This window comes from Flavobacterium sp., from assembly GCF_021151785.1.
Taxonomy (GTDB): Bacteria; Bacteroidota; Bacteroidia; order Flavobacteriales; family Flavobacteriaceae; genus Flavobacterium.
In genome coordinates this window covers 1-10,562 of the sequence record NZ_JAGKWP010000024.1, presented here as the reverse complement: position 1 = coordinate 10,562, position 10,562 = coordinate 1, and the positions used below count along the sequence as shown (strand labels likewise).

Below are 10,562 nucleotides of genomic sequence, written 5' to 3'. Positions count from 1 at the left end.
TTATAAACAGTATGGGACAAAAGACAAATCCAATAGGTAACAGACTTGGTATCATCAGAGGATGGGATTCTAACTGGTATGGTGGTAACGACTACGGTGATAAAATCGCTGAAGACGCTAAAATCAGAAAGTACATCCATGCTCGTTTAGCAAAAGCTAGTGTATCAAAAATAATTATCGAGAGAACTTTAAAACTTGTAACCGTTACTATCACTACTGCTAGACCTGGTATTATTATCGGTAAAGGTGGACAAGAGGTAGACAAGTTAAAAGAAGAACTTAAGAAAATTACTGATAAGGAAATTCAAATTAACATTTTCGAAATTAAAAGACCTGAGTTAGATGCTTATTTAGTAGGTAATTCTATCGCTCGTCAAATCGAAAGTCGTATTTCTTACAGAAGAGCTATTAAAATGGCTATGGCTGCAGCAATGAGAATGAATGCAGAAGGAATCAAAGTTATGATTTCTGGTCGTTTAAACGGAGCTGAAATGGCACGTTCTGAGCACTTCAAAGAAGGAAGAATTCCATTATCAACTTTCAGAGCTGATATTGATTATTCATTAGCTGAAGCACATACTACTTACGGTAGAATGGGTATTAAAGTATGGATAATGAAAGGTGAAGTTTACGGAAAAAGAGATCTTTCTCCGTTAGTAGGTATGGACAAAAAAGGACCTAAATCTACAGGATCTTCTTCTCCAAAAGGAAATGGTAAACCAAACCAACGCAAAAGAAAGTAATTATTTTAAATTAAAGAGAAATGTTACAACCTAAAAGAACAAAATACCGTAAGGTACAGAAGGGTAAAATGAAAGGGATCTCTCAAAGAGGTCACGTACTTTCTAATGGTATGTTTGGAATAAAATCTTTAGATTCAGCTTTTATTACTTCACGTCAAATCGAAGCGGCTCGTATTGCAGCTACTCGTTACATGAAGAGAGAAGGTCAATTATGGATTAAAATTTTCCCAGACAAGCCAATCACTAAGAAACCGCTTGAAGTACGTATGGGTAAAGGTAAAGGTGCAGTTGAATATTGGGCTGCAGTTGTAAAACCAGGAAGAATCATGTTTGAAGTAGGTGGTGTGCCATTAGCAATTGCTAAAGAAGCATTACGTTTAGCTGCTCAAAAACTTCCTGTTAAAACTAAGTTTGTAGTTGCTAGAGATTTCGAAGCATAATAAAGAAAAATTATGAAAAAATCAGAATTATCAAATCTATCAGTAGCTGAGTTACAAAACAAGCTTGGTGAATTAAAGAAGAGTTATTCGGAGTTAAAAATGGCTCATACCATTTCTCCAATTGCAAATCCGCTTCAATTAAGATCATTAAGAAGAGAAGTAGCTAGAGTTGCTACAGAATTAAGCAAACGATAGTTATCAATTGTATTCTACTGAAAGATGGAAAATAGAAATTTAAGAAAAGAAAGAATTGGTGTAGTTACTAGCAACAAAATGGATAAGTCTATTGTTGTAGCTGAAACTAGCAGAGTAAAGCACCCATTATATGGTAAGTTCGTGTTAAAAACAAAAAAATATGTTGCGCACGACGAAAAAAATGATTGTAACATTGGTGATACAGTAAAGATCATGGAAACTAGACCTTTATCTAAAACTAAATGTTGGAGATTAGTTGAAATCATTGAAAGAGCTAAGTAATTATGGTACAACAAGAATCAAGATTAAAAGTAGCAGATAACACAGGAGCGAAAGAAGTTCTTACGATCCGTGTTTTAGGAGGAACGAAACGTCGTTATGCCTCTGTTGGTGATAAAATTGTAGTTTCAATTAAAGATGCTACTCCAAACGGTAACGTTAAAAAAGGAGCTGTATCAACTGCAGTTGTTGTACGTACCAAAAAAGAAGTGAGAAGAGCCGATGGTTCTTACATCAGATTTGATGACAACGCTTGTGTGTTATTAAATGCTGCTGGAGAAATGAGAGGTACACGTGTTTTTGGTCCTGTAGCTAGAGAACTTCGTGAAAAACAATTCATGAAAATTGTATCATTAGCACCTGAAGTGCTTTAATTCTAAATAGACGTGATGAAGTTAAAAATTAAATCAGGTGATCTAGTAAGAGTTATTGCTGGTGACCACAAAGGACAAGAAGGTAAGGTATTACGCGTTCTTCGTGATAAAAATAAAGCCATTGTTGAAGGTGTGAACATGATTTCAAAACATACGAAACCAAGTGCACAAAATCCTCAAGGTGGTATTGTGAAAAAAGAAGCTCCTATTCATATTTCTAATATTCAAATCGTTGATGCTAAGGCTAAAACGACTACTAAAGTTGGATTTAAAATGGAAGGAGATAAGAAAGTAAGATTTTCAAAAAAATCTAATCAAGTATTATAGTTATGGCATACGTACCTAGACTAAAGGAAGAATATAAAAGCAGAGTAATTGCTGCTTTGACTGAAGAATTTGGTTACAAGAATGTAATGCAAGTTCCAAAATTAGAAAAAATTGTTATTAGCCGTGGAGTTGGTGCTGCTGTATCTGATAAAAAATTAGTTGATTACGCTGTTGAGGAATTAACTAAAATTACAGGTCAAAAAGCTGTTCCTACAATTTCAAAGAAAGATGTAGCTTCTTTCAAATTAAGAAAGGGAATGCCAATTGGTGCTAAAGTAACTTTAAGAGGTGAAAGAATGTATGAGTTTTTAGATAGACTTATTACTTCTGCTCTACCTCGAGTAAGAGATTTTAGTGGTATCAAATCAACTGGATTTGATGGAAGAGGTAATTACAACTTAGGTGTTTTAGAACAAATCATTTTCCCTGAAATTGATATTGATAAAGTAAATAAAATTGCCGGTTTTGATATTACATTTGTAACTTCTGCAAATACAGATAAAGAGGCAAAATCATTATTAGCAGAATTAGGATTACCTTTTAAAAAGAATTAAGTTATGGCTAAAGAATCAATGAAAGCCCGTGAGGTGAAAAGAATTGCATTAGTTGAAAAGTATGCTGAGAAAAGAAAAGCTTTAAAAGAAGCTGGAGATTTCGAAGGTTTACAAAAATTACCTAAAAATTCTTGTCCTGTTAGAGTACACAATCGTTGTAAATTAACTGGAAGACCTAGAGGTTACATGCGTCAGTTTGGTATTTCACGTGTTACTTTCCGTGAAATGGCTAACCAAGGTTTAATTCCTGGTGTGAAAAAAGCAAGCTGGTAATAAAATTAAATATTAACGATTAAAGGTTCGATAGGCGAGTGCCTATCGAAAACCATAATCACAATTTCATACATTATGTATACAGATCCAATTGCAGATTTTTTAACAAGAATCAGAAATGCAGTGAGAGCTAACCACAAAGTGGTAGAAATTCCTGCTTCTAATTTGAAAAAAGAAATCACTAAGATTTTATTCGATCAAGGATATATCTTAAGTTACAAGTTTGAAGATGCTACTGTACAAGGTACCATCAAAATCGCTCTTAAGTACGATAAAGACACTAAAGAGTCAGTAATCAAAGATATCCAAAGAATTAGTAAACCAGGTTTACGTAAATATGCAAGTTCAACTAACATTCCTAGAATTTTAAATGGTTTAGGTATTGCTATCGTATCAACTTCTAAAGGTGTTATGACAGGTAAACAAGCTAAACAATTGAATGTTGGTGGTGAAGTAATTTGTTACGTATACTAATAAAAAGACCAAGAGAATGTCAAGAATAGGTAAAAATCCAATTGCAATTCCAGCAGGAGTAACTGTAGAAGTTAAAGATGCTGTAGTTACAGTAAAAGGAAAATTAGGCGAGCTTTCTCAGTCATTTTCTGATGTAACGGTTAAAATTGAAGATAACCAAGTTATCGTTGAGCGTTCATCTGATTATAAAACTGAAAGAGCGAAACACGGATTGTACCGTGCATTAATCAACAATATGATTGTTGGTGTTTCTGAAGGTTTCACAAAAGAATTAGAATTAGTAGGTGTTGGTTACAGAGCTTCTAATGCGGGTCAAAAATTAGACTTAGCTTTAGGTTACTCTCACAATATCGTATTAGAAATAGTTCCTGAAGTAATTGTAGAAACCATTTCAGAAAAAGGTAAAAATCCGATAGTGAAGTTAACTTCATTCGACAAACAATTATTAGGTCAAGTTTCTGCGAAAATCAGATCTTTCCGTAAGCCTGAGCCTTACAAAGGTAAAGGAGTTAAGTTTGTTGGTGAAGAATTAAGAAGAAAAGCAGGTAAATCAGCTTAAAAATTAAAGTTATGTCATTAACAAAATCTGAAAGAAGACAAAGAATACAGTTCAGAATCAGAAAGATTGTAAGCGGAACTGCTGCTCAACCTAGACTTTCTGTTTTTAGAAGTAATAAAGAAATCTATGCGCAAATCATAGATGATGTAAACGGTGTTACTTTAGTTGCAGCTTCATCAAGAGATAAAGCCGTTGCTAAAGGTACTAAGACTGAAACTGCAAATGCAGTGGGTAAATTGATAGCTGAAAAAGCTCTACAAGCTGGTATAACTACTATCTCTTTTGATAGAGGTGGAAACTTATATCATGGACGTGTTAAATCATTAGCTGATGGAGCTAGAGAAGCTGGACTTAAATTCTAATTAGGATATGTATCACAATTATAAAAACGTAGAACTAGTAAAACCAGCTGGTCTTGAATTAAAAGATCGTTTGGTAAGTGTTAATCGTGTTACTAAAGTTACTAAAGGAGGTAGAGCATTTGGATTCTCTGCTATCGTTGTAGTAGGTGATGAGCATGGAGTAGTTGGTCATGGTTTGGGAAAATCTAAAGATGTTTCTGAAGCAATTGCTAAAGCAGTGGAAGATGCTAAGAAGAATTTGGTTAGAATTCCTTTAAGTGGACATTCAGTTCCTCATGAGCAAAAAGGTAAATTTGGTGGTGCTAGAGTATTTTTAATGCCTGCGTCTCACGGTACTGGAGTAATTGCTGGTGGTGCTGTACGTGCGGTATTAGAGTCGGTTGGTGTTCATGATGTGTTATCTAAATCTCAAGGTTCATCTAATCCTCACAATGTAGTAAAAGCAACATTTGATGCTTTATTACAAATGAGAAGTGCTGCAACTGTTGCTAAGCAAAGAGGTGTATCATTAGACAAAGTATTCAAAGGTTAATAATACAAGGAATCATGGCAAAAATTTTAGTAAAACAAGTAAGAAGTAAAATCAACTGTCCTGCTGATCAAAAGAAAACATTAGTTGCTCTTGGTTTGCGTAAAATGGGGCAAGTTGTTGAGCATGATGCAAATCCTGCTATCCTTGGAATGGTAAATAAAGTTAAACACTTAGTTTCTGTTGAAGAAACTAAATAACACTAATAGTTATGAATTTAAGTAACTTACAACCGGCTGAAGGGTCAACTCACAACCAAAATAAAAGAGTAGGTAGAGGACAAGGTTCTGGAAAAGGTGGTACTTCTACAAGAGGTCACAAAGGAGCTAAATCACGTTCTGGTTACTCTAAGAAAATTGGTTTTGAAGGTGGTCAAATGCCGTTACAAAGAAGAGTTCCAAAATTTGGTTTCAATAATATCAATAGAGTAGAATATCAAGGGGTAAACTTAGATACTTTACAAAATTTAGTTGATAATGGTATCATTACAGATACTGTAGATTTTGCAGTATTAGTTGATAATCGTTTAGCTACTAAAAATAGCTTGGTTAAGATTTTAGGAAGAGGTGAGCTAAAAGCTAAACTAAAAGTAAGTGCTCACAAATTTACAGCAACAGCTAAAGCTGCTATCGAAGCGGCTGGTGGTGAAGCAGTAACTTTATAATTCTTAAACAAGATGAAGAAATTTATAGATTCATTAGTCAATGTTTGGAAAATCGAAGAACTAAAAAATAAAATTTTAGTAACTCTAGGAATATTACTTGTGTACCGTTTTGGTTCACAAGTAACATTACCTGGAATTGATGCGACCAAACTACAAAATCTTACTAACCAAACAGAAGGTGGTATTGGTTGGTTAATCAACGTATTCACAGGAGGTGCTTTTTCTGAAGCATCTATTTTTGCGTTGGGTATAATGCCATACATCTCTGCATCTATTGTTGTACAGTTAATGGGGATTGCTATTCCTTATTTGCAAAAACTTCAAAAAGATGGTGAAAGTGGTAGAAAGAAATTGAATCAAATTACTCGTTGGTTAACAATAGGTATTACCCTAGTACAAGGTCCTGGTTATATTTATAATTTAAAAAATACCTTACCAGGTGATGCATTCAATAACGACTTCTTTAGTTTCTTCCCATTATTCAGTTCTGTTTTAATTATAGTAACAGGTACCATTTTTGCTATGTGGTTAGGCGAAAGAATAACTGAAAAAGGTATAGGAAATGGTATTTCATTATTAATCATGGTTGGAATTTTAGCTAGAATGCCTCAAGCATTTATACAAGAAATTTCATCATCAGTATCTCAGAATAATGGAGGTATAATGAAAATCGTTATTGAAATTATTATATGGTTATTAGTAATAATAGCTTGTATTTTATTAGTAATGGCATTAAGAAAAGTACAGGTTCAATATGCTAGAAGATCTGTTTCTGGTGATTTCGAAGTTGATTCTTTAGGTGATAATCGTCAATTTATCCCTTTAAAATTGAATTCTGCTGGTGTAATGCCAATCATTTTTGCTCAAGCAATTATGTTTATACCTGCTGCAATCGCTGGATTATCAAAGTCTGACACGGCTTTAAGCATTTCAAATATGTTTAAAGATCCTTTCGGATTAGTTTATAATATAGTTTTTGCTTTATTAATTATAATTTTTACGTATTTTTACACCGCCATAACGGTGCCTACAAATAAGATGGCTGATGATTTAAAAAGAAGTGGTGGTTTTATTCCAGGTGTAAAACCTGGTGCTGAAACTGGAGATTTTCTTGATAAATTGATGTCATTGATCACGTTCCCTGGTTCTGTATTCCTAGCGTTAATAGCTGTGTTCCCTGCTATTATTCATGGTTTGCTTAACGTTCAAGGGGCTTGGGCATATTTTTATGGAGGTACTTCATTAATCATTATGGTTGGAGTTGCAATCGATACTATTCAACAAATTAATTCTTATTTGTTAAATAGACATTATGATGGCTTAATGAAAACAGGTAAAAATAGAAAAGCTGTAGCTTAATAAACATGGCAAAACAATCAGCAATAGAACAAGACGGAACAATAGTAGAAGCATTGTCAAATGCAATGTTCCGTGTAGAGTTAGAAAACGGACACGTTGTAATTGCTCATATCTCTGGTAAAATGCGTATGCATTATATTAAGTTATTACCAGGGGACAAGGTTAAACTTGAAATGAGCCCTTATGACTTATCCAAAGCTAGAATTACTTATAGATACTAAAGGCTATTAAAATGAAAGTAAGAGCATCAGTTAAAAAAAGAAGCGCAGAATGTATTATCGTGCGTAGAAAAGGTAGATTATACGTTATTAATAAAAAGAATCCTAGATTTAAACAAAGACAAGGATAATTATGGCAAGAATTGCAGGGGTAGATATACCTAAAAACAAAAGAGGAATTATTGCTTTAACATACATTTTCGGTATTGGAAAAAGCAGAGCTACTGAGATTTTAGAAAAAGCTCAAGTAAGCCAAGATAAGAAAGTATCTGATTGGAATGACGACGAAATTGGAGCAATCCGTGAAGCTGTTGGTTCATTCAAAATCGAAGGTGAGTTACGTTCTGAAATCCAATTAAACATCAAACGTTTAATGGATATCGGTTGTCAAAGAGGTATCCGTCATAGAGCTGGATTACCATTAAGAGGACAAAGAACTAAGAATAACTCGAGAACAAGAAAAGGTAAAAGAAAAACTGTTGCTAACAAGAAAAAAGCAACTAAATAATAAGTAAGTAATATGGCTAAGGCAACTACAAAAAAACGTAAAGTTATCGTTGAGTCTTCTGGAGAAGCGCATATTAACGCTACTTTTAATAACATCATCATTTCTTTAACAAACAAGAAAGGTGAAGTAATTTCTTGGTCTTCTGCAGGTAAAATGGGCTTTAGAGGTTCTAAAAAGAATACTCCTTATGCAGCTCAAATGGCAGCTGAAGATTGTGCAAAAGTAGCTCTTGAAGCTGGACTTAAAAAAGTAAAAGTTTACGTAAAAGGTCCTGGAAACGGAAGAGAATCTGCAATTAGATCAATTCACAATGGTGGAATTGAAGTTACTGAAATTATCGATGTAACTCCAATGCCTCACAATGGATGTCGTCCTCCTAAGAGAAGAAGAGTTTAATAATTATTAAGTATAACAAAGGTAGGAATTAGATTATCGAAGGAAAGACCTTAATTCATAATCCCTACCTTATTTTAAATTTTAGAAATGGCAAGATATACTGGTCCAAAAACAAAAATCGCCCGTAAATTCGGCGAAGCTATTTTCGGTGAAGATAGATCATTCGAAAAAAGAAATTACCCTCCAGGGCAACATGGTTTAGCTAAAAGAAGAGGTAAAAAATCTGAATACGCAGTTCAGTTAATGGAAAAACAAAAAGCTAAATATACTTATGGTATTTTAGAGCGTCAATTCAGAAACCTTTTTGAAAAAGCTTCTGCTGCTTCAGGTGTAACAGGTGAAATCCTTTTACAGTTATGTGAATCACGTTTAGATAATGTTGTTTACAGAATGGGTATTGCTCCATCTCGTAGAGGTGCTCGTCAGTTGGTTTCTCACAGACATATTACTGTGAATGGTGAAGTGGTTAATATTCCATCTTATCAATTAAAACCAGGTGACAAAGTTGCAGTTCGTGAAAAATCAAAATCTCTTGAGGCAATTGAGCGTTCTTTAGCTAATTCATCTACTGTTTATGAGTGGATTACTTGGAATAATGATACTAAAGAAGGTACTTTTGTTGCTGTACCTCAAAGACTTCAAATTCCTGAAAATATTAAAGAGCAACTAATCGTTGAGTTGTATAACAAATAATAGACATTAGTCGAAATATGGCAATATTTAATTTTCAAAAGCCCGATAAAGTTATCATGATCGATTCTACGGATTTCGAAGGTAAATTTGAATTTAGACCTTTGGAACCTGGTTATGGATTGACTGTTGGTAACGCACTAAGAAGAGTTTTACTTTCTTCACTTGAAGGTTTTGCTATTACTTCTGTAAAAATTGATGGTGTTGAACATGAATTTTCAACCATCGCTGGAGTAGTAGAGGATGTAACAGAAATTATCTTAAACTTAAAACAAGTACGTTTTAAACGTCAGATAGAAGATATAGATAATGAATCTGTTTCGATTTCTTTATCTGGAAAAGATCAAATTACTGCTGGAGATTTCCAAAAATTTATTTCAGGTTTTCAAGTTTTAAATCCGGAATTAGTAATTTGTAATCTAGATAATAAAACTAATATCAATTTGGAACTTACTATCGAAAAAGGTAGAGGTTATGTTCCTGCAGAGGAAAACAAACCTAAAGATGCACCGATTGGCTTAATTGCAATCGATTCAATCTACACTCCAATCAAAAATGTGAAGTATAGCATAGAAAATACACGTGTAGAGCAACGTACTGACTACGAAAAACTTTTGCTTGAAATCAAAACAGATGGTTCGATCCACCCAGAAAGAGCTTTACAAGAAGCAGCGCATATCTTGATACAGCACTTCTTGAAGTTTACGGACGAAAACATGGTATTTGATACCAAAAAAGATGACGAAGATAATATTGTTGATGAAGAATTCTTGCATATGCGTAAGCTATTGAAAACTTCTCTTCAAGACCTTGACTTGTCGGTTCGTGCGTACAACTGTTTGAAATCTGCCGATATTCGTACATTAGGCGACCTAGCAAGACTAGAAGTTGCTGACATGATGAAATTCCGCAATTTCGGTAAAAAATCATTGACTGAGTTAGAGCAATTAGTAGCTGATAAAGGTTTGCATTTCGGAATGGACGTGCAAAAGTATAAATTAGACGAAGATTGATATTGATTCTTTCCCCTCCTTATGCAAACCATAGCGGAGGGGAATTTTTTGTATAATCGAAACCGCAGTATTCGAATAAAACAATTATTAATCGTAATAGGTGGGATACCCAAGACTGCGTAGGATATTCTGACCGTTACTTACGAAATTTATTACAATGAGACACGGTAACAAAACCAATCATTTAGGTAGAACACATTCGCACAGAGATGCGTTATTGAAAAACTTAGCTATTTCTTTAATTCAGTACAAACGTATTGAAACTACTTTGGCTAAAGCTAAAGAATTGCGTAAATATGTTGAGCCTTTGATTACGAAATCAAAAAATGACAGCACTCACTCTCGTAGAACAGTGTTTGCTTACCTACAAGACAAAGAAGCTATCAAAACATTATTTGGTGAGATTGCTGAGAAAGTAGCTAACCGTAACGGTGGTTATACTCGTATCATCAAATTAGGTACACGTTTTGGTGATAACGCTGAAGTTGCCTTGATTGAATTGGTTGATTATAACGAAGCATTATTGACTTCGGCAGAAGAAAAAACTACGAAGACTCGTCGTAGCCGTCGTGGTGGTAAGAAAGCTGAAGGTACTGCTGCTGTTG

22 protein-coding genes are annotated in these 10,562 nt (G+C 34.1%); all 22 read left to right on the top strand.

The genetic code is table 11. The features are described 5' to 3' along the window. Positions 1-11: 11 nt before the first annotated feature. A complete protein-coding gene (rpsC, locus tag QZ824_RS04115) occupies positions 12-743 on the top strand; it encodes a 30S ribosomal protein S3 (RefSeq protein ID WP_014387703.1) in 732 nt (243 codons plus the stop codon). A 20-nt stretch (positions 744-763) separates the two neighbouring features. Further along, positions 764-1,183, top strand: coding sequence for a 50S ribosomal protein L16 (gene rplP, locus QZ824_RS04110; RefSeq protein WP_014387704.1), 420 nt, complete (start codon positions 764-766; stop codon positions 1,181-1,183). 12 nt (positions 1,184-1,195) lie between these two features. Further along, positions 1,196-1,378 (top strand): 50S ribosomal protein L29, encoded by a 183-nt coding sequence (gene rpmC, locus QZ824_RS04105; RefSeq protein ID WP_291274754.1) that lies wholly within the window; start codon positions 1,196-1,198, stop codon positions 1,376-1,378. 24 nt (positions 1,379-1,402) lie between these two features. Next, complete coding sequence (gene rpsQ / locus QZ824_RS04100) at positions 1,403-1,660, top strand: 30S ribosomal protein S17 (protein ID WP_291274753.1); 258 nt, start codon at positions 1,403-1,405, stop codon at positions 1,658-1,660. Between the two features lie 2 nt (positions 1,661-1,662). Then, on the top strand, positions 1,663-2,031 hold the full coding sequence (rplN, locus tag QZ824_RS04095) for a 50S ribosomal protein L14 (RefSeq protein WP_007803649.1): 369 nt from the start codon (positions 1,663-1,665) through the stop codon (positions 2,029-2,031). A 12-nt stretch (positions 2,032-2,043) separates the two neighbouring features. Continuing rightward, positions 2,044-2,358: a 50S ribosomal protein L24 gene (gene rplX / locus QZ824_RS04090; protein ID WP_291274752.1), complete on the top strand. Its 315-nt coding sequence runs from the start codon at positions 2,044-2,046 to the stop codon at positions 2,356-2,358. A gap of 2 nt (positions 2,359-2,360) precedes the next feature. Continuing rightward, positions 2,361-2,912, top strand: a complete 552-nt coding sequence (gene rplE, locus QZ824_RS04085; protein ID WP_291274751.1) for a 50S ribosomal protein L5 — start codon at positions 2,361-2,363, stop codon at positions 2,910-2,912. Positions 2,913-2,915: 3 nt separating this feature from the next. Further along, positions 2,916-3,185: a 30S ribosomal protein S14 gene (gene rpsN, locus QZ824_RS04080; protein WP_014387709.1), complete on the top strand. Its 270-nt coding sequence runs from the start codon at positions 2,916-2,918 to the stop codon at positions 3,183-3,185. 75 nt (positions 3,186-3,260) lie between these two features. Next, entirely contained in the window at positions 3,261-3,659 is a 399-nt protein-coding gene (gene rpsH, locus QZ824_RS04075) for a 30S ribosomal protein S8 (RefSeq protein WP_291274750.1), read from the top strand. Between the two features lie 16 nt (positions 3,660-3,675). Continuing rightward, positions 3,676-4,218, top strand: coding sequence for a 50S ribosomal protein L6 (rplF, locus tag QZ824_RS04070; RefSeq protein WP_291274749.1), 543 nt, complete (start codon positions 3,676-3,678; stop codon positions 4,216-4,218). An 11-nt stretch (positions 4,219-4,229) separates the two neighbouring features. Beyond that, the gene (rplR, locus tag QZ824_RS04065; RefSeq protein ID WP_291274748.1) at positions 4,230-4,580 is read left to right on the top strand and encodes a 50S ribosomal protein L18; all 351 of its coding nucleotides are present in this window, start codon (positions 4,230-4,232) and stop codon (positions 4,578-4,580) included. Positions 4,581-4,587: 7 nt separating this feature from the next. Next, positions 4,588-5,112 (top strand): 30S ribosomal protein S5, encoded by a 525-nt coding sequence (gene rpsE / locus QZ824_RS04060; protein ID WP_014387713.1) that lies wholly within the window; start codon positions 4,588-4,590, stop codon positions 5,110-5,112. 14 nt (positions 5,113-5,126) lie between these two features. Next, the gene (rpmD, locus tag QZ824_RS04055; protein WP_291274747.1) at positions 5,127-5,309 is read left to right on the top strand and encodes a 50S ribosomal protein L30; all 183 of its coding nucleotides are present in this window, start codon (positions 5,127-5,129) and stop codon (positions 5,307-5,309) included. 11 nt (positions 5,310-5,320) lie between these two features. Further along, positions 5,321-5,773 (top strand): 50S ribosomal protein L15, encoded by a 453-nt coding sequence (rplO, locus tag QZ824_RS04050; protein WP_291274746.1) that lies wholly within the window; start codon positions 5,321-5,323, stop codon positions 5,771-5,773. 12 nt (positions 5,774-5,785) lie between these two features. Next, positions 5,786-7,132 (top strand): preprotein translocase subunit SecY, encoded by a 1,347-nt coding sequence (gene secY / locus QZ824_RS04045; protein ID WP_291274745.1) that lies wholly within the window; start codon positions 5,786-5,788, stop codon positions 7,130-7,132. A gap of 5 nt (positions 7,133-7,137) precedes the next feature. Then, positions 7,138-7,353 carry a translation initiation factor IF-1 gene (gene infA / locus QZ824_RS04040; protein WP_014387717.1) on the top strand — a complete coding sequence of 72 codons (216 nt, stop codon included), beginning with the start codon at positions 7,138-7,140 and terminating at the stop codon, positions 7,351-7,353. A gap of 11 nt (positions 7,354-7,364) precedes the next feature. After that, positions 7,365-7,481, top strand: coding sequence for a type B 50S ribosomal protein L36 (gene ykgO / locus QZ824_RS04035; protein ID WP_002987490.1), 117 nt, complete (start codon positions 7,365-7,367; stop codon positions 7,479-7,481). Positions 7,482-7,483: 2 nt separating this feature from the next. Further along, on the top strand, positions 7,484-7,858 hold the full coding sequence (gene rpsM, locus QZ824_RS04030) for a 30S ribosomal protein S13 (RefSeq protein ID WP_014387718.1): 375 nt from the start codon (positions 7,484-7,486) through the stop codon (positions 7,856-7,858). Positions 7,859-7,870: 12 nt separating this feature from the next. Continuing rightward, positions 7,871-8,254, top strand: coding sequence for a 30S ribosomal protein S11 (rpsK, locus tag QZ824_RS04025; protein ID WP_014387719.1), 384 nt, complete (start codon positions 7,871-7,873; stop codon positions 8,252-8,254). Positions 8,255-8,341: 87 nt separating this feature from the next. Further along, positions 8,342-8,947: a 30S ribosomal protein S4 gene (gene rpsD / locus QZ824_RS04020; RefSeq protein ID WP_014387720.1), complete on the top strand. Its 606-nt coding sequence runs from the start codon at positions 8,342-8,344 to the stop codon at positions 8,945-8,947. A gap of 17 nt (positions 8,948-8,964) precedes the next feature. Further along, complete coding sequence (locus tag QZ824_RS04015; RefSeq protein WP_291274744.1) at positions 8,965-9,957, top strand: DNA-directed RNA polymerase subunit alpha; 993 nt, start codon at positions 8,965-8,967, stop codon at positions 9,955-9,957. Positions 9,958-10,114: 157 nt separating this feature from the next. After that, on the top strand, positions 10,115-10,562 hold a 448-nt coding region (rplQ, locus tag QZ824_RS04010; protein WP_291274743.1), incomplete at its 3' end, for a 50S ribosomal protein L17.

Bases quoted from the DNA above. Each gene is read 5' to 3' on its own strand.
- rpsC (WP_014387703.1), top strand. From the start codon at position 12: ATGGGACAAAAGACAAATCCAATAGGTAACAGACTTGGTATCATCAGA.
- rplP (WP_014387704.1), top strand. From the start codon at position 764: ATGTTACAACCTAAAAGAACAAAATACCGTAAGGTACAGAAGGGTAAA.
- rpmC (WP_291274754.1), top strand. From the start codon at position 1,196: ATGAAAAAATCAGAATTATCAAATCTATCAGTAGCTGAGTTACAAAAC.
- rpsQ (WP_291274753.1), top strand. From the start codon at position 1,403: ATGGAAAATAGAAATTTAAGAAAAGAAAGAATTGGTGTAGTTACTAGC.
- rplN (WP_007803649.1), top strand. From the start codon at position 1,663: ATGGTACAACAAGAATCAAGATTAAAAGTAGCAGATAACACAGGAGCG.
- rplE (WP_291274751.1), top strand. From the start codon at position 2,361: ATGGCATACGTACCTAGACTAAAGGAAGAATATAAAAGCAGAGTAATT.
- rpsN (WP_014387709.1), top strand. From the start codon at position 2,916: ATGGCTAAAGAATCAATGAAAGCCCGTGAGGTGAAAAGAATTGCATTA.
- rpsH (WP_291274750.1), top strand. From the start codon at position 3,261: ATGTATACAGATCCAATTGCAGATTTTTTAACAAGAATCAGAAATGCA.
- rplF (WP_291274749.1), top strand. From the start codon at position 3,676: ATGTCAAGAATAGGTAAAAATCCAATTGCAATTCCAGCAGGAGTAACT.
- rplR (WP_291274748.1), top strand. From the start codon at position 4,230: ATGTCATTAACAAAATCTGAAAGAAGACAAAGAATACAGTTCAGAATC.
- rpsE (WP_014387713.1), top strand. From the start codon at position 4,588: ATGTATCACAATTATAAAAACGTAGAACTAGTAAAACCAGCTGGTCTT.
- rpmD (WP_291274747.1), top strand. From the start codon at position 5,127: ATGGCAAAAATTTTAGTAAAACAAGTAAGAAGTAAAATCAACTGTCCT.
- rplO (WP_291274746.1), top strand. From the start codon at position 5,321: ATGAATTTAAGTAACTTACAACCGGCTGAAGGGTCAACTCACAACCAA.
- secY (WP_291274745.1), top strand. From the start codon at position 5,786: ATGAAGAAATTTATAGATTCATTAGTCAATGTTTGGAAAATCGAAGAA.
- infA (WP_014387717.1), top strand. From the start codon at position 7,138: ATGGCAAAACAATCAGCAATAGAACAAGACGGAACAATAGTAGAAGCA.
- ykgO (WP_002987490.1), top strand. From the start codon at position 7,365: ATGAAAGTAAGAGCATCAGTTAAAAAAAGAAGCGCAGAATGTATTATC.
- rpsM (WP_014387718.1), top strand. From the start codon at position 7,484: ATGGCAAGAATTGCAGGGGTAGATATACCTAAAAACAAAAGAGGAATT.
- rpsK (WP_014387719.1), top strand. From the start codon at position 7,871: ATGGCTAAGGCAACTACAAAAAAACGTAAAGTTATCGTTGAGTCTTCT.
- rpsD (WP_014387720.1), top strand. From the start codon at position 8,342: ATGGCAAGATATACTGGTCCAAAAACAAAAATCGCCCGTAAATTCGGC.
- QZ824_RS04015 (WP_291274744.1), top strand. From the start codon at position 8,965: ATGGCAATATTTAATTTTCAAAAGCCCGATAAAGTTATCATGATCGAT.